The 17,078-nt window shown below is 70.7% G+C and carries 11 protein-coding genes, 1 tRNA gene and 2 pseudogenes; 1 reads left to right on the forward strand and 13 read right to left on the reverse strand.

Going from position 1 to position 17,078, the window contains the following annotated elements; translation table 11 throughout:
- Nucleotides 1–414 precede the first annotated feature (414 nt).
- Entirely contained in the window at nucleotides 415–2,214 is a 1,800-nt protein-coding gene (locus ACIQOU_RS30980) for a DEAD/DEAH box helicase (RefSeq protein ID WP_401542009.1), read from the reverse strand.
- Between the two features lie 252 nt (nucleotides 2,215–2,466).
- On the opposite strand from ACIQOU_RS30980, the gene ACIQOU_RS30985 reads away from it, so the two are divergent.
- Nucleotides 2,467–2,541, forward strand: a tRNA-Cys gene (locus tag ACIQOU_RS30985).
- Between the two features lie 10 nt (nucleotides 2,542–2,551).
- Here the strand turns inward: ACIQOU_RS30985 and ACIQOU_RS30990 are convergent.
- The 12 genes and pseudogenes from ACIQOU_RS30990 to ACIQOU_RS31045 form a co-directional block, all read right to left on the reverse strand.
- Nucleotides 2,552–3,136: a Scr1 family TA system antitoxin-like transcriptional regulator gene (locus ACIQOU_RS30990; RefSeq protein WP_401542011.1), complete on the reverse strand. Its 585-nt coding sequence runs from the start codon at nucleotides 3,134–3,136 to the stop codon at nucleotides 2,552–2,554.
- Nucleotides 3,126–3,434: pseudogene (locus ACIQOU_RS30995) on the reverse strand (DUF6879 family protein); the annotation flags it as partial. The pseudogene ACIQOU_RS30995 and the gene ACIQOU_RS30990, both read right to left, overlap by 11 nt.
- A gap of 230 nt (nucleotides 3,435–3,664) precedes the next feature.
- The gene (locus ACIQOU_RS31000; RefSeq protein ID WP_401542012.1) at nucleotides 3,665–4,345 is read right to left on the reverse strand and encodes a class I SAM-dependent DNA methyltransferase; all 681 of its coding nucleotides are present in this window, start codon (nucleotides 4,343–4,345) and stop codon (nucleotides 3,665–3,667) included.
- 83 nt (nucleotides 4,346–4,428) lie between these two features.
- Nucleotides 4,429–4,650, reverse strand: a pseudogene (locus ACIQOU_RS31005) (hypothetical protein); the annotation flags it as partial.
- 361 nt (nucleotides 4,651–5,011) lie between these two features.
- Complete coding sequence (locus tag ACIQOU_RS31010; RefSeq protein ID WP_401542014.1) at nucleotides 5,012–6,175, reverse strand: SUKH-4 family immunity protein; 1,164 nt, start codon at nucleotides 6,173–6,175, stop codon at nucleotides 5,012–5,014.
- Nucleotides 6,176–6,810: 635 nt separating this feature from the next.
- Entirely contained in the window at nucleotides 6,811–9,123 is a 2,313-nt protein-coding gene (locus ACIQOU_RS31015; RefSeq protein WP_401542016.1) for a xanthine dehydrogenase family protein molybdopterin-binding subunit, read from the reverse strand.
- Nucleotides 9,120–11,009, reverse strand: a complete 1,890-nt coding sequence (locus ACIQOU_RS31020) for a 2Fe-2S iron-sulfur cluster-binding protein (RefSeq protein ID WP_401542018.1) — start codon at nucleotides 11,007–11,009, stop codon at nucleotides 9,120–9,122. Before ACIQOU_RS31020 ends, ACIQOU_RS31015 begins: the two co-directional genes overlap by 4 nt.
- Nucleotides 11,006–11,899 (reverse strand): FAD binding domain-containing protein, encoded by an 894-nt coding sequence (locus tag ACIQOU_RS31025; protein ID WP_401542021.1) that lies wholly within the window; start codon nucleotides 11,897–11,899, stop codon nucleotides 11,006–11,008. The genes ACIQOU_RS31020 and ACIQOU_RS31025 overlap by 4 nt, the downstream gene beginning before the upstream one ends.
- Nucleotides 11,900–12,156: 257 nt before the next feature.
- Nucleotides 12,157–13,851 carry a beta-N-acetylhexosaminidase gene (locus ACIQOU_RS31030; protein ID WP_401542024.1) on the reverse strand — a complete coding sequence of 565 codons (1,695 nt, stop codon included), beginning with the start codon at nucleotides 13,849–13,851 and terminating at the stop codon, nucleotides 12,157–12,159.
- Between the two features lie 106 nt (nucleotides 13,852–13,957).
- Nucleotides 13,958–14,803, reverse strand: coding sequence for a carbohydrate ABC transporter permease (locus ACIQOU_RS31035; protein ID WP_401542027.1), 846 nt, complete (start codon nucleotides 14,801–14,803; stop codon nucleotides 13,958–13,960).
- Complete coding sequence (locus ACIQOU_RS31040) at nucleotides 14,800–15,765, reverse strand: carbohydrate ABC transporter permease (RefSeq protein WP_401542030.1); 966 nt, start codon at nucleotides 15,763–15,765, stop codon at nucleotides 14,800–14,802. The genes ACIQOU_RS31035 and ACIQOU_RS31040 overlap by 4 nt, the downstream gene beginning before the upstream one ends.
- Nucleotides 15,762–17,069 carry an extracellular solute-binding protein gene (locus tag ACIQOU_RS31045; protein ID WP_401542033.1) on the reverse strand — a complete coding sequence of 436 codons (1,308 nt, stop codon included), beginning with the start codon at nucleotides 17,067–17,069 and terminating at the stop codon, nucleotides 15,762–15,764. The genes ACIQOU_RS31040 and ACIQOU_RS31045 overlap by 4 nt, the downstream gene beginning before the upstream one ends.
- Nucleotides 17,070–17,078: the final 9 nt, after the last annotated feature.

Genomic DNA, 17,078 nt, shown 5'->3' on the forward strand with positions numbered 1-17,078 from the left:
CGGCCCGGCCTGGTGCCGAACCGCGTCGCTTCACGGCTGCGCTCCGCGGCGGCGCTGCCACGGGGCGTATGCGTAGCGGGACAGTAACGGCCAAGGTTCGCTCACCGAAACCCTCCGTCCAGAATCCGGTCACCAACGAACGGGAGGCGCCCACTTTTGATCACTTATGCCCCAACTTCAGACAGGGGCCGCCACCCCAACACGGACCAGTACACGCCGCACATGGAGCCCGGGCCACCGCCCCAACACGGCTCAGTCCCCGCCGTTAAAGAGACCCGGGGCACCTCCCGAGAAAGGCTCAGGTCACGCAGATAAGGGGCGCGGGACTGTATCGATGTGCGGCTCCGCCGCGTGGGCGCGACCAGCCACGACGGCGCCGCACCCGACGAACTGCCCGCCTGTCCCGAAGTGGGCCTACTTCATCCGAGTAGCCCACTCCTGAACCTTGGCAACCCGTTGCCGCAACTGCCCCGCCGTAGCCTCCGCACTGGGCGGCCCCCCACAGACCCGCCGCAACTCGGTATGAATCACCCCATGCGGCTTCCCACTCTGATGGACATACGCACTCACCAGCGTGTTCAGCTGCTTACGCAACTCCATCATCTCCTTGTGGGAGACAACGGGCCGCCGCTCAGCGGGCAACTCCAACAGATCCGCCTCATCATCCGGCTTCTTCCGGCTGTGCGCGATCTGCCGAGCCTGCCGCTTCTGCAACAGCATCTGCACCTGATCGGGTTCGAGCAGCCCAGGAATCCCGAGGTAGTCCTGCTCCTCCTCGCTCCCCGGATGCGCCTGCATCCCGAACTCGGCCCCGTCATAGAGCACCCGGTCGAAAACGGCCTCGGACTCCAGCGCCTCGAACGAGAACTGCTCCTGCTCCCCCGTGTCCTCGTCCTGCTCCTTGTTCGCCTCGTCCATCTCCTTCTCGGACTCGGCGTAAGGGTCCTCTTCCCCGTCCTTCTTCGGCTTGTCGAGGGCGTGGTCGCGCTCGACCTCCATCTCGTTGGCGAAGGTGAGCAGATCGGGCACGGTCGGCAGGAACACCGACGCCGTCTCACCCCGCCGACGTGACCGCACGAACCGCCCGACGGCCTGCGCGAAGAACAACGGCGTCGAGATCGTCGTCGCGTACACGCCGACCGCGAGCCGGGGCACGTCGACGCCCTCGGACACCATGCGAACGGCGACCATCCACCGGTCGGTGCTCGCGCTGAAGTCGTCGATGCGCTGCGAGGCGGCGGCCTCGTCGGACAGCACGACGGTGGCCTTCGTGCCGGTGATCTCACGGATCAGCTTGGCGTAGGCGCGCGCGGAGTCCTGGTCGGAGGCGATGACGAGCGCCCCGGCATCCGGGATGGCCTTCCTGACCTCGGTGAGCCGTTGGTCGGCGGCGCGCAGCACGCTGGGCATCCACTCGCCGCGGGCGTCGAGCGCGGTGCGCCAGGCCTGGCTGACGGCGTCCTTGGTCATCGGCTCGCCGAGCCGGGCGGCGATCTCGTCACCGGCCTTGGTGCGCCAGCGCATGTTGCCGCTGTAGGAGAGGAAGATGACCGGCCGGACGACTCCGTCCGCCAGCGCGGACCCGTAGCCGTACGTGTAGTCGGCGGCGGACCTCCTGATGCCGGCGTTGTCCTCCTCGTATGTCACGAACGGGATCGGATTGGTGTCCGAGCGGAACGGCGTTCCGGTGAGCGCGAGCCGCCGGGTGGCCGGCTCGAACGCCTCCAGGCAGGCCTCGCCCCACGACTTGGAGTCACCGGCGTGGTGGATCTCGTCGAGGATGACGAGGGTCTTGCGCTGCTCGACGCGGTTGCGGTGCAGCATGGGGCGCACGCCGACACCGGCGTAGGTGACGGCGACGCCGTCGTAGTCCTTGCCGAGCGGTCCCGCGCTGTACTCGGGATCGAGCTTGATCCCCACCCGCGCGGCGGCCTCGGCCCACTGCTTCTTGAGGTGTTCGGTCGGCGCGACCACGGTCACCTGCTGCACGACATGGTGGTGCAGCAGCCAGGAGGCGAGGGTCAGCGCGAACGTCGTCTTGCCGGCGCCCGGCGTCGCGACGGCGAGGAAGTCGCGCGGCTGCTCCTGGACGTACCTGTCCATGGCGTTCTGCTGCCAGGCGCGCAGCTTGCTGGCGGTACCCCACGGGGCACGGCCGGGGAAGGCCGGGGAGAGGTGGTGGGAGGCGGAGGAGGAAGCGGCGGTGGTAGTCACGGTCTCCGTAGCAAGGGGGTCGGTCGGTCCATGAACCGGCGGCCGGCCGGCGCATGCTCGTCTACGTATGACAACCGGGCCACCCTACCGGCGCCCCACCACCCCCCACACGCGGACAAGCCCACCACCACCCCGGTTGGGACTGACGTCACAACGCCACCCCCTCCAGCCGTTCATGAACGCGGCATGGCAGTCACATTGCACCTCTTGCCCCCACCCCCCACCCCTCCGTAACGTCGTCCTCACGAACACGGCCGTGTGCCCGAGTGGTTTAGGGACTCGCCTGCAAAGCGAGTTACGTGGGTTCGATTCCCGCCACGGCCTCCAAAGCCCGGTCTCACCGACCAAGCCCGCTGAAACCCAGGGCCCAGTCGGAGAGAAGTTCCCGGCACTCGTTCCCGAAGACGGCATAGGTCTCGTACCGCTCGAAGTCGTCTCGGTACGCGTTCACATCCCTGTGGTCGCGCAGGATCAGCGCCCCCGTATTGGTCTCGATCTGGACCAGTCGCCGGTCGTACAGGGTGAAGACACTCAGTGGGGTGTCGACGACAGGGCCGCCCATACCGAGCGGGATGACGCCCAGCCGCACCTGCGGAATGCGCGAGACGGACACCAGCCGGTCGAGTTGCATGGCCATGGCGAGGGGGGAGACGAGCGGCCATCGCACGGCCTGCTCCGTCAGCACAAAGGTGAAGGACTTCGACGAATCCAGCAGAACGTGCTGCCGCTCCAGTTTCTTGGCCACGGTCTTGGACAGATCGCCGGAGTTCCGCACGAGGCTCGCCCGCACATAGTCGGGTGTTGACATGTTGCAGCGCTGAGCGAGCCGGGTCTGCGCCAACCCGGCCCGCTTGCGCTCGTTGCGTAGTGCTTCCGCCAGGTCGGATCTCGACCGACCCAGGGATTCAGGCTCAAACGTCAAGACCCTTCACGTACTCCTCAAAAGGCACCGACTCGGCCAACGCGATGCGTTGATATTCGAGGAACGGCGCCAATTCCCCTTCGTGCACTTCGCGACCGATCTGCGTTCCGTCTGCTTCATAGTGCATGAGCACGACTTCCGACCGGTCGAACATCCAGAAGTCCTGAACCTCTTCAAGAGGGTTGGGGCGTCCGGTGACATCCATGATGCGAATGTCCTCACCGGCCCACAGGTGCGGCTGGTAGTACATGAACTCGAAGCGCAGGTAGTCGGACAGAGGGCGGGAAACGATGGGAAAGCCTCCCTCAGCGTCTCTTCCGGGATCTCCACAATCCCTTCCCCGCTCGGGGCATCGAACGCGTGGGACACCTCGCCCTGGATGCGACGGCACCGGGACCGGTCCTGGATGTCTGTGCGGCCGTGCCGATATTCGCGTTGTCGGGTAAAGCGTGCCGGCCCCGCGGACGCGGACTGCACGGCGCCGGGCACCAGCCGCTCATGAGGGAGACCGGCGTGGGTGAGGCGCCCTCATTTCGAACGCCCCTGCCTCGGAGCGACCGCACGCACGATCAGGGTCCCGATGCTGTCCGGGTCCGGCGCCTGAAGAACACGGGGGTCGGCTCCTTCGAATCCCGCCGCGAGAAGCAGACTCCGCCATCTCCTCGGCGTGTGGCTGTAGCGGTAGGTGTACATGGCCGGGCCGGCGAAGCCGCCCTTGTACATGCCCTGTCGGCCGTAGGCCCCAGGGATGGCGGGCGGCTGGGAGAACACGAACACGCCACCCGGGTTCAACCGTCCCAGAACCAGCGGGAAGAGTTTCCTCGGGTCGCTGAACCACGCAGCCCCGAAAACCGAGTAGACGGCGTCATAGGTACGCGTGTCCTGACTCAGGAAGTCGAGCACCTCGGCGCACACGAACTCCACTCCCAGCGGCTCCCACCGCTCACCGGCCTTCGCCACCATGGTCGGGGACAGATCGACCCCGCGCGTCTTCACCCCCTGCTCCGCGAGCGACGCCAAGGCACGACCCGTACCGCACCCGATCTCCAGCACCGTCCCTGGATCACCGAGGAGTTCCGGCCCCGGTCCATGGTCCTTGTACTGGGTCCACCGGAACACCGGGGCTGATTCGGCGATGTCCTTCCACGCAGACTCGGCGTACGTGTCCCAGACGGCGCGTTCGTGCACGAAGTTGTGGACGGATACCAACGTCGTTCCTCACAGGGCAAGTTGAACGGGGCGAGTGCGCCGCCCCGTCCGAAGAGCAGGGGCGGCGCACTCCACCGGGTCGGTCAGTGGCTGTCCGGCACCTTGTCGTCGCACGGCCCGCAGTCGGACGCGCCGACCTCCCACAGCTCGACGTCGACCTCGAAGCCGGCCTGCCGGACGAGTTCAGCGGTGCGCAGGACGGTTCCGTCGCGCCGCCGCTCCACAAGGGGGGCGTGATGCTTGTAGCGCCCGCCGTTGTACGCCTCGCAGAAGGCGAAGTAGACGGGGGTGTCCAGAATGATCTTCGGATTCTTCAGACCCGTTCGGGTCGCCGGGATGGGGCTCAGCATTTCTGCGTTCACCCGACAGTGCCGAGCAGCGCCGGACAACACAAGGGTTATTCACGTTGTCGGATAAAGAGCGAGGATCGCCCCCCGGGGACATCTGGTCATTTCCTCGCAGGACACACTGGACATCCTTTGTTTTCGCCCCTGCCGGGTCCCTCGGCCAAGACCATACGAGGGCCCGCCATGGCCGTCCATCCGGCTACGCCAATATTCGCGTAGTCGGGTAAAGCCACGTCGACGAGGTGAGCGAGGTTTCATGGACGCCGCCCGGAACCCCGTGAAGAGCCCCCTGGAAAGTCAGCCGGGCGTCGCGTCAGGATCAGAGTGCTCCGCCCGCCTCGTCCTGGAACGCCTCTGTCCAGTAGTGCCAGTCGGTCGGGGGGAGGGACACCGCCGTGGGGTCGATGGTCGCCAGGGTCTGGAGCATTGTCGTCGCCAGTTGGTCGTACGCCTCGGTCGTCAGCGCGTGCGACAGGGCGCCGTCCAGCGCCTTCTCCCGGTGCAGGAGCCAGAGGGTGAAGGCGAGGGTGGAGAGGTCGGTGTTCAGGGGCGTCAGGGTGGCCTCGGGCTCGCTGAACGTGAGCACCGCGCCCGTCTCGCCGTCCACGACCAGGCTGTGATCCTCGGCCAGGTAGCCCAGGCGGATCAACTGGTCGGCCCTCAGCGGGAGTTCGACACCGTCCTCGGCGTCGTCCTGCGCGTGGTGCTCACGCAGCGTCGGCAGCGGGACGTCCGTGTCCAACTGGAAGAGCGGCCCGCTCTCCGGCAGCCCCGTCTCCCGCAGGAACCGGCGCGTCGGCCCGTGCGTGAGCGTCGGCGGGAAGTCGACCTCCTCGAAGCGCCACACCGCCCCCTGCCCGAACTCCTGGTCCAGCAGCCGCCCCGGCAGCTCCAGGGCGAGGCCCGATGCCGCGCCCGGGGCCGGCACCAGGGAGAGGGGGCGGATCAGTGCCGTCATCCTCCAGAACGGCGACAGCTCGCCGTCCGTTCCCTCCTCGAACACCTCCAGCAGCTTGCGCGACGCTTCCGCCGCCGCCTTCGGTCCCGAGCGGCCCGCGAACGACGCGAACCTCCCGCGCAGGCCCGCCAGTTCGTCCGCGGCGGTCGCGAACGACACCAGCGTGCACAGGGACGGCGCCAGCGGGGCGCGGTCCATCAGCTCGGGGTGGCCGGGCAGGAAGGACGTCGTCGCGACCGCGCCCGTCGCGCCGTCGAGGAGGATCGACCCGGCGTCCACCGCGCCCGGGGCACGCAGGGCGCCTATCACGAGCTGGTCCCGCAGCTCCGGGGAGACCGCAGCCCCGGCCGAGTCCGCCACCGTGCGCAGACCCCTGTCACGCAGCCCCTCGAAGGTGAACAGGCCGCTCGCGCCCGGCAGTCCGTGTCCCGTCAGCCAGCCGCGCGTCGCCGCGTGCGTGACGTAGGGATCGAGTTGGTCGTCGGTCAGTGTGATCGCCGGTACGGCGATGTTCATCGTGCTCATCTTTCCGTTCCCCCGGAAGTCTCCCGCGCCCCGCCCCGCCCCTCGCAGGGGCAGCGGTGACGGGCCGAACCATCGGCCCTCTCCCACCGCTCAAAACCCTACGCGCCACCACTGACAACGCCCCCGGGCCAGGCAACACCCCCGCAGAAAGGGGCTCATGCAGAAGCAGAAAGGGGCTCGTGCAGAAAGGGGCTCATACCGTCAGACGCTCGAACCACCCCCGCCCGTTGCCTCCGCCCGGGAATCTCCTGAACCGTCTCCCCCAACGCCTCCCCCACCGTCAGCCCCGACAGGCCCAGCCACAACCCGACCCGAGGCTTCCGCGTCCACGTCCCCTTCATCGCCCAGCCCAGCCCCCCGCCCCGCCTCCCTGGCCGCCAGGACGACGACGTACAGCGCCAGCCCCGCACACCAGTTCGACTCAGGCGGCCCGCGCCGCGCCCAGCAGCACACCCTGAACGACCGCCGCGAACCCCGCGCGCGTAACGCGTCCAACGACCGCCCCCGACAGCCAGCACCGAAGCCGGAGTTGAGCCTCCGCCTGGAACCGGAGCCCGAGCCGAGGCCTGCCTACCCCCGGCCGGCGGCCCGCCCGGGATGACGGGCAGGCCGTCGCTCCGTGCGGGCGCCACGGCTCACTGCTGGGCCGTCACCACCGCCGCCTGGGGGCGGATCGGGAGGCGGTTGACCGGGCGGCCCGTCGCCGCGCGGACCGCCGACGCGACGGCCGCAGGGGACGTCACCACCGGCACCGCGCTGACCGCCTTGGCGCCGAAGGGCGCGACGACGTCCCGTTCCTCGACGAGCTTGACGATGCGGATGTCCGGGGTGTCCAGGGCCGTCGGCAGGCAGTAGCCGGTGAGGTCGGGATGGCGGACGAGGCCCCGCGCGGTGCGGAGGTTCTCGGTGAGGGCGATGCCGACGCCCTGGGTGACCGCGCCCTCGATGCGGGCGGCCAGCTGGGCCGGGTTGAGGACGCGGCCGACATCCTGGGCGAGGGCGAGTTCCACGACCCGCACCGAGCCCAGTTCGATGTCGACGTCGACGACCGCGCGGATCGCGCAGAACGCGAGCCCGACGAACGCGTCGCCCTGCCCGGCCTCGTCGAGCGGCTCGGTGGGGTGCGGGCGGCACTGGGCGGTGGCCCACAGTTCCTTGCCGTCCAGGGCCTCCGCGACGGTCGTCGACAGGACGCCGTCGTAGGAGGTGATCTTGCCGTCGGTGATCTGGAGCAGTTCGGTGGACATGCCGAACTTGTGCGCGAGCGGCTGGAGGAGCTGGGTGCGCACCATCTTGGCCGCGCGTTCCACCGCGCCGCCGGACACCCAGGTGTGGCGGCCACGGCAGCCGGGGCCCGCGGGCGGCTGGTCGGTGTCGACGGGCGCCACGTGGACCTCGTCGATGCCCAGGGTCTCCTGGACGATCTGGCGGGCCAGCGTGGTGAATCCCTGGCCGGTCTCGACGGCCGCGCAGAGCACCGTGGCGACCCCGTCGTGGACCTTCACGGTGGCCGTGGAGACCTCGTCGGCGCCCTCCGCACCCAGCATGTGCACCATGCCCAGGCCGTAGCCCACGCCCCGGCGCACGGCGCCCGGTTCACCCGCGCCCTCGGGGCCGCCGGGCAGCAGCCACTCGTCCTCGGGGGTGTCCTTGGGCAGCGCGGGCAGCGGGAAGTCCCGTACCGCCTGGAGGAGTTCGGCGACCGGCGCCGGGCAGGTCACGGTCTGTCCGGTGGGCAGCACGTCGCCGGTGGCGAGGGCGTTGCGCAGGCGCAGTTCGGCCGGGTCGACGCCGAGGCGTTTGGCGAGCTTGTCCATCTGCGCCTCGTAGGCGGCGCACACCTGCATCGCGCCCTCGCCGCGCACATGGCCGGAGGGCGGGTTGTTGGTGCGGACGGCCCAGCCCTCGATGAACGCGTTCGGCACGACATAAGGGCCGCACGCGAAGCCGACGGCGGCGGCGAGCGCCTCTGAGGACGTGTCCGCGTAGGCGCCCGCGTCGAGCAGGATCTGCGCCTCGACCTTGATCAACCGGCCCTCGGCGTCGGCGTGGTGCCGGTACCGCAGCAGGGTCGGGTGGCGGTGGACGTGGCCGAGGAACGACTCCTCGCGCGTGGCGGTCAGTTTCACCGGGCAGCCGGTCTTCAGCGCGAGCAGCCCGAGCGGGAGCTGGAAGCCCTGGTCCTCGCGGTCGGCGGTGGCGCCGGGCACACCGGTGACGACGATCTTGACGCGGTCGGGTTCGAGCCCGTAGCAGGCGGCGGCCGCGTCGCGGTCGCCGTGCGGGTCGGTGGAGGCGAGGTACAGCTCGACGCCGCCGTCGGGGCGTGGCACGGCGAGACCGGCCTCGGCGCCGATGGGGGCGGGGTCCTGGCGGCCGATGCGGTAGAGGCCCTCGACGACGATCTCACCGGCCGCGTCGGGGTCGCCGTGGCGCAGCGGGATGTGCCGGATCAGGTTGCCGTCGGGGTGCAACGGCTCGGCCTCGAAGGCTCGTTCGGGGTCGGTGACCGGGTCGAGCACCTCGTACTCGACGATGACGGCGGCGGCGGCCATCCGCGCGGTGTCGGGGTGGTCGGCGGCGACGGCGGCGATCGGCTCGCCGTGGTGGCGCACGACGTCGGAGGCGAACACCGGGCGGTCGGCGACGCCCCGCCCGTGGCTCGCGGCGCCGGGCACGTCCTCGTGGGTGATGACCGCGCGGACGCCGGGCATCTCCCGCGCGTGGCTGGTGTCGATGGAGACGATGCGCGCGTGCGCGTGCGGGGAGCGCAGCACGGCGGCCCAGAGCAGGCCCTCGGCCCACAGGTCGGCCGCGTACGGGAAGGTGCCTTCGGTCTTCGCGCGCGCGTCGGAGGCCGGGAGGGAGACGCCGAGGCCGTGCGGGATCGGCTCGGGGGCCGGCGCTGCCTCCGCGGCGGTGGTCGCGGTGGCGGCTTCGTTGGTCACGCCTGGCCTCCGTCCTGTCCGTACGCCTGGTCGTGCGTCGAGGGGTCGAACGCCGACGGGTTGACCCCGCCGGAGCCCGGGCCCGCCTGATGAGGAATACGGGCCTGGTCGCCATCGGGTTCGACGTCGTCGCCCGCGGAGTGTCCCTCGCGTTCGGCGACGACCTCGTTGACGGCGTCCAGGAAGCCCCGGTAGCCGGAGCAGCGGCAGAGGTTGCCGCACAGGGCCTGGCGGGTCTCCAGTTCGGTGGGCGCCGGGTTGCCCTCCAGGAGGTCGTGCACGGTCATGGCCATGCCGGGCACGCAGAAGCCGCACTGCACGGCGCCGCAACGGGCCAGCGCGCGCTGCACGTCGGAGGGGCGCCCGTCCTGCGCGAGCCCCTCGACGGTGCGCACCTCGGACCCGGCCGCGGTGACCGCGGGGACCAGGCAGGAGGCGACGAGGCGGCCGTCGACCTGGACGTTGCACGCCCCGCACTCGCCCTGCGAGCAGCCGTCCTTGGCGCCGGCGAGCCCGAGCCGCTCGCGCAGCACGTAGAGCAGCGACTCGCCGATCCACGCGTCGGTGACGGGCCGTTCGACGCCGTTGACGCGCAGCACGTAGGAGGCGAGGGGGTGTTCCTCACCGGGCGGCGCGGGCCCGTCGGCGTCGGTCTCGGCGGGGGCGACGGCGATGTCGGCGCCGTCCGCCGCGGGTTCGGCGTCCGGGACGGGCGCCGCCTCCGGCTCCACGAGCCCCTCGACGGCCTCCACGGCCCCCTCAGCACCCTCGGAGACCTCGGCGGGCTCGACGTCCCCTCCGGCCTCCGCCAGCTCCTGAGAAGCCGCTCCAGCGCTTTCGTCGCCCTCGCTCGCGAACTCCCCGGCGTGCGGCGCGCCGTCGGCCTCACCGCCCCCGGCGTCCACGGGCGCGTGCGCCTCACCGACGTGCGCCTCACCGACGGGCACCCCGTGCGCCGGAGTCCCCTGAACGGGCGTCTCCTGAACGGACGTTCCCCCCGCCGGAGTCTCCTGGACGGGAACGCCATGGGCCGGAGTCTCGTGAACGGGAGTCTCGGGAACGGGTGTTCCGTGGGCCGGAGTCCCGTAGGCGGGCCCGTCGTGCGTGGGCGTTCCGTGCGCCGGAGTGCCGTACTCGTGCGCCCCCGGCTCGCTCCCCCAGAACTGCCCCGCCTGCCCCGGCTGTGCCGGCGGCTCCGCGAGCCCGGTGTGGTCGGCCTGGCCGGCGTAGTCCGCGGCGGGGCCCGGCTGGTGTTCGGCGCCGGGGTAGTCGGCCGGGTGGTCCGTCGGCGTGGCGTAACCCGCCGGGTCGGCCGGCTCGGTCGCCCAGGGTGCCGACGCCCCGCCCGGCAGGGTCGCGGGCGGGGTGCCGCCCCACTGCTGGACCAGCGACGACGCGGTGAACTCGCCCGATTCGTCCGGCAGCTCGCCCCCGGCGACGGGGATCGACCACTGCCCGGTGACGTCCTGGCCGCCCGCGCCCGGGTCGTGCGCGCCCGGCGCCTGCGGCTCCTGGTAGGCCCACTGCTGGGTGCCGTCGGGCCGGTAGGCGAAGCGGTCGTCGCTCTCGTGCGGCACGGTGTTCGGGTCGGGCCACTGGGCGGCCTCGGGGGGCGTGCCCCAGTCGCCGCCGGGCTGGTCGGGGGTGGCCGTGATGTGCGGCGGGACGTAACCGTGGCCCGGCGCGGCGAGCGGGCTGTCGGCGGACGCCAGGAGGGCGTCTATGCCCCCCTCGGGGAGCTTCACGAAGGCGGTGGCGCCGTCGTCGTAGTCGCCCTGGGGCAACGGGTCCCAGCGGCCGCCGCTGCCGGGCGCGCCCTCGGCATACTGATCATGTTGGTCGTACTGGTCGTACTGGTCGTGGCGATCGTGCTGGTCGTCGGTCACGACAGCGCCCTCCCGAGTGCTCGTCGGGCCAGTGCGGCGACGGTGCGCCGCAGGTGCAGGACGGCCGGCGGCAACTGCGGTACGGAGCCGTCCGGTTCGGCGGCCGGGTCGGGGATGCAGGCCGCGGCGACGTACTCGCCGAACGCGCTCAGCGCCTCCGGCACGATCGTGCGGTTGTTGTCCCAGTCGATGAGCCGGGCCACCCAGTGCTCGGCGTCCAGGGGCCGCAACGGCATCGGCGCGATGGCCCCGACGGCGCACCGCACGCCGCGCCGGGCGGGGTCGAGGACGAGGGCGACGGAGGCGGCGGCGCGTCCGGGTCCGGTCCTGCCGGTGGCCTTGAGGAAGACCTGCGGGGCGTGCAGCAGCGGCACGCGCACGAAGCCGATGAGTTCGCCGCCGCGCAGCATGTCGACGCCGGCCAGCAGATGCGAGACCGGGATCTCACGGCGGGCGCCGCCCCGGCCCGCGATGATCAACGTGGCCTCCAGGGCGGCCAGCACCGGCAGCGCGTCCCCGGTGGGGGCGGCGGAGGCGATGTTGCCGCCCAGGGTGCCGGCGTTGCGGATCTGCGGCGGGCCTGCCGCGCGGGCGGCGGCGGCGAGTGCCGGGATCAGGGCGGCGAAGTCGGGGCGGCCCATGCGCGCGTGCGTGAGTCCCGCGCCGAGCAGGGCGTGGCCGTCCTGGTACTGCCAGCCGCGGATCTCGCTGATCCGGCCGAGGCCGACCAGCGCGGCGGGCCTGAGCTGCCCGGAGTTGACGGCGGCCATCAGGTCGGTGCCGCCCGCGACGGGCACGGCGGCGGGCTGCGCGGCGAGCGCGGCCACGGCCTCGTCCAGCGTCGTGGGCAGGGTGACGGACTGCCCCGCCTGCGGTGCGTGCGTGGTCAAACCGGCTGCCCCTTCCCGCTGCCCCACCTGGTCCCACCTGTGCTGCCGTACGGTACGTGCTGACAGGGCGGACGTGGCAACTCTGGCACATCTTCGCGGGGCCCGAAGACAGGGGTCCACTAGGCGGCATTCGCCCGTCTCACCAGGGAGATGGCCGGTTTTCGCACGGCATCACCGACGCGCACGAATTGCCACTCTTCGGTGATGCTTGCGGGCTTTTTCCCCGATGTAAGCGATGGGTCCGTTATGGGCGCGCGTTACCGGTTCGGCGGCGCGCCGTCGAGGGGGCGGCCGAGCACCCCGGGGCGCCGCTGCCACGGCAACGGCCCGGCGGGCGGCCGGTATCCGACCCCGAGGGCGTCAAGTCGCCGGTAGTGGGCGCCCATCCGCCGGTCGAAGTCGGTGAAGTCCCGCTCCGCAGGGTCCGGCAGATCGCTCCAGGCCACCTCGGCGAACGCGGCGAGCCTCGGGAACGCCTGGTAGTCCACGCGCGCGTGATCCTCCATCACCTCGCTCCACAGGTTGGCCTGCGTGCCCAGCACGCGCGTGGCCTCACGTTCCGTCAACTGCGGGGGAACGGGCTCGAACCGGTAGACGTCCTCCAGGGTGCGCACGTACCCGATGGGAACGGGTTCGTCGGCGCCGTCGTGCTGCCGGTGATCGAGGTAGACGTGCTGCTCCGGGCACATGACGACGTCGTGTCCCGAGCGGGCGGCGGCGATCCCGCCCGCGTACCCGCGCCAGGAGGAGACGGCGGCGCCGGGCGCGAGGCCGCCCTCCAGGGTGCCGCCCTCCAGGATCTCGTCCCAGCCGATGAGACGGCGCCCGCGCGCGGCCAGCCAGGTGGCGAAGTGCCCTACGAACCACGCCTGGAGGCCGTTCTCGTCGCCGACGCCGAGCTCCGCGATGCGGGCCTGGGCGGCCGGTGAGGCCCGCCACTGGTCCTTGAGGCATTCGTCGCCGCCGATGTGCACGAACGCGGACGGGAAGAGTTCCAGGACTTCTTCGAACACGCCCTCGTAGAAGCGCAGGGCGTTGTCAGTGGGGGCGAGTACGTTCGGAGAGATCCCCCAACTGTCCCAGACCGTCAGGGAGGCGGTGTCGATGACGTCGGAGTTGCCGAGTTCCGGATATGCGGCGATGGCGGCCTGCGAGTGCCCGGGTACGTCGATCTCGGGGACGACGGTGATATGCCGTTCGGCCGCGTAGGCGACGATCTCGCGGATGTCGTCGTGGGTGTAGAAGCCACCGTGCGGCTTCTCCTCCCAGAGCGGCGAGGCGCGGTGGCCGAATTTCGTGCGGGCCCGCCAGGAGGCGGTCTCGGTGAGCTTCGGGTGGCGTTTGATCTCGACGCGCCAGCCCTGGTCGTCCGTCAAGTGGAAGTGGAGGACGTTGAGTTTGTGGGCGGCCATCAGATCGAGATAGCGCAGGACGCCGTCCTTGGGCATGAAGTGCCGGGCCACGTCGAGCATCAGACCGCGCCAGCGGAAGCGCGGCGCGTCCTCGACGGTCAGCTCGGGCAGCTCCAAAACGGCGCCGGGAGCCACGGGAGCGCGTCGGAAGGCTCGCGGACCGAGGAGTTGACGCAGCGTCTGGGCGCCCCAGAACACGCCGGCCGCATCACCACCCCGGATCTCGACGCCGCCGTCCCGGGACACGTCGAGCTGGTACGCCTCCGGCGTCAACGCGTCGTCCACCACCAGCCGAACGGCGCCGGGAGTGTCCGCGGGCCCGGGTGGCAGAGCGAGCCCGAAGGCCGCGCCCAACGTCGCCCGCAGCCACCGTTCCACCGAGCCGGTACCCGGCCCGGCCCACAGAACGGTGCTGTCGTCGAGGCCCGACGCCCGTCCCCCGGGCGGTTCCTGGACCCTCAGTGGAGCCGGGATCAGATCGGCCGAGGCCTCGGGTGAGGCGGAGGGGGTCGGCGGGGTCTGCGCATGCGGTGACGTCACGGCACTCCTTGATCGATGGATCGATGGATCGATGGTCGAACCGTCAGAACCTCAGCCCCCGACCGTCCCCGACCGCCCCCGACAGCCCTCAACTGCCCCCGGGTTCTCAGTCCTTGACCGCTCCGCCCAGGCCCGAGACCAGGCGGCGTTGGACGAGGACGAAGAACACCAGGACGGGAATCGTCATCACCGTGGACGCGGCCATCACACCGCCCCAGTCCGGCTCGTCCACCTTGAAGAAGACCAGCAGGGCCATCGGCAGGGTCGACTGGGAGGTGTCGCTGATGATGAAGGATTTCGCGAACAGGAAGTCGTTCCAGGCGGAGATGAAGGAGAACACGCTCGTCGCCACGAGCCCCGGGAACACCAGCGGGAAAAGGATCTGCCACAGAAAACGTCCGCGGCTCGCCCCGTCGATGTACGCGGCCTCCTCCAACGCCTCCGGCACCGCTTTCACGAAACCGCGCAGCATCCAGATCGCGAACGGCAGCGAGAACGCGAGATGGGGCAGGATCAGCGCGCCCAGCGTGTTGAGTTGGCCGACGTCCCGCATGAGGAAGAACAGCGGGATGGTGAGCGCCTCGACGGGCACCATCTGGGCCACCAGAAACATGATCAGGAGGGTGGTCCTGAAGCGGAACCGGAATCGGGTGACGGCGGTCGCCGCGAGGAACGCGATGAGCGCCGAGGCGATCACGACCGTGCCCGCGACGATCACGCTGTTGAGGAAGTACCGGCCGAATTCCTGCTGTTCGAAAACGCGCCGGAACGCGTCGAGGGAAGGGTCGGACGTCCACGGGCGCGGGTCGGTCGACTCGATCTCACCGGCCGGTTTGAAGGCGCTGAGCACCATCCAGTAGAGCGGGAAGGCGACGACGACGGCGACGAGGAGCGCCGAGGTCTCCGCCGCCAGCCGCCAGGGCCGCCGGATCAGGCCGTGCCGGAGCTTCACAGTTCTTCCCCCTGCCGGCGCAGCAGGCGCAGATAGACGAGGGTGGCGGCGAGCAGGAGCAGCAGCATCACGACGCCGATCGCGGAGCCGAGGCTGTACTGCGAGGAGGCGAAGGCCTGTTGGTAGGCGTAGACGTTCAGGACGAGGTTCTGGCCCGCGATGCCGCCGCCGTTGGTCATCACGTAGATCTGCGTGAAGACCTTGAAGTCCCAGATGACGGACTGGATCGTGACGACGGTCAGGATGGGCCGCAGCATCGGCGCCAGCACCGAGCGCCAGATCCGCCACTGCGAGGCGCCGTCCAGGGCGGCGGCCTCCAGCACCTCGCCCGGCACGGCGCGTATCCCGGCGTACACGGTGACCATGACGAACGGGAAGGAGCACCAGACCACTTCGAGCAGCACCAGGAAGAAGGCGCTGTACCGGCCGTATGTCCAGGAGTAGTCGCCGAGTCCGAGCATCCGGTTGACGGGGCCGAAGTCGGGGTCGAACAGGAACAGCCAGACGGTCGACCCGGTGACGGCAGGGGTCGCCCACGCGCCGAGCGCGGCCAGCATCAGGGCGAGCCGGGGCACCGCCCGCACCCGCGTGAGCAGCACCGCGAGCGCACACCCGACGGCCAACGTCGACACCACACAGGCGGCTGCGAACACGACCGTCGCCCCGAGCACCTGCCAGAACTCCGGGTCGGCGAAGAGGTGTTGGTAATTCCCGAGCCCCTCGAAAGTGGCCGCCTCCCCACCGCTCACCTGCGCCTGCGTATAGGTGAAGAGAGAGATCAACCCGAGCTGATAGATGGGATACCCGAGCAGCCCACCGAGGACGACCAGAGCGGGCGCGAGATAGAGCCAGGGGACCACACCAGCCGCCCCGAAGGGGCGCGGGGAACGGCGCGCCGAGCCACGGGCCCGTACCCGCCGACGCGCAAGAACCCCCACCCCACTGGGCGTTGTCCCGCTCACCCGGCTGAGCCGAACGCGTCGTTCATCTTCTTGGCCGCGTCCCCGGAGGCCTCCGCGACATCTTTCTTGCCGCTGATGACTTCCTGGAGCATCGTCGGCAGCACCAGCGACGAGTCGATCTGCGACCACGCGGGCGAGGCCGGCACGAACTTCGTCCCGGCGGACAGCGTCTCGGCGAACGGCTTCACATACGGCTCCTTCGCCGCGGCCTGGTCCCGCACATCGGTGAACGTCGGCAGGAAGCCCATCGCGTCGAACATCTCGCCCTGCGTCTTCTTCGACGCGAGCTGCTCCATCAGTTCGACGGCCAGGGTGCGGTGCGACGTGCTCTTCAGGACACCGACGTTGTTGCCGCCGGCGAACGCGGGTGCGATCGACCCCTTGGTGACGCCGGGCAGCGGCACGACCGCGTACTTGCCCTTCGACTTGCCCGCCTCGACGGCCGCGTGGCTGAAGTCGCCGCCGATCGCCATGCCGGCCTTGCCCGCGGCGAACGCGCTGACGGTGTCGTTGCCGCCCATGCTCGCGCACTTGGCGGGCGGGCAGTTGTCGTCGCTGAAGAGGTCGGTGTAGGCCTTGATGCCCTTCTGGGCGTCGGCGCTGTCGATCTCGGAGGCGTAGGAACCGCCCTTGCCGACGGCGAGTTCACCGCCGTTGGCCCAGACGAACGGCATCGCGCCGTACGTGTAGGCGCCGCCGACGACCAGGCCGTACATCTCGGGGCGGGCGGCGCGGATCGCGCGGGCCGTGGTGGCCAACTCGGCCATGGTCCTGGGTGGTTCGAGGCCGAGGTCCTTGAAGACGTCCGTGCGGTAGTAGAGGGCGCGGACGCCGACGTAGAAGGGGGCGCCGTAGACCTTGCCGTTGACGGCGACGGACTGCTTCGCGGTGGGGTCGGCGTCCTTGGTGTCGCTCCAGTCGCCGAACTCCTTGGAGATGTCGAGGAGTCCGCCGTCATGGACGTACCCGGCGGTGTCGGTGTTGCCGTACTCCATGACGTCCGGCGCGGAGGCGGGGTCGTTGAAGGCGGCCTTGACGCGCTGGGCGCGGGTGTCGATCGGGATGTACTCGACGTGCACCTTCGTCCCGTCGTGCGCCTTCTCGAAGGCGTCGACGACGGAGTCGACGACCTTCTCCTTCGGCTTGTTGCCGACCTCCTGGAAGAGCCACACCCGCAGGGTGCCGCTTTTCTCGTCCTTGCCGGAGGAGGAGTCGGACGACGTCTGCGGGGCACACGAGGTGGCGGTGAGGGCGGCGGTGACCAGGGCGGTCAGCAGCGCGGCGCGTCGGGGGGCGAACTTCATGGAGCGGGC

Source organism: Streptomyces sp. NPDC091279, assembly GCF_044757465.1.
Lineage (GTDB): Bacteria > Actinomycetota > Actinomycetes > Streptomycetales > Streptomycetaceae > Streptomyces.

Excerpts from the sequence above, each read along its gene's own strand:
- ACIQOU_RS31010 (WP_401542014.1), bottom strand. The coding sequence starts at position 6,175 with ATGAGCACGATGAACATCGCCGTACCGGCGATCACACTGACCGACGAC.
- ACIQOU_RS31045 (WP_401542033.1), bottom strand. The coding sequence starts at position 17,069 with ATGAAGTTCGCCCCCCGACGCGCCGCGCTGCTGACCGCCCTGGTCACC.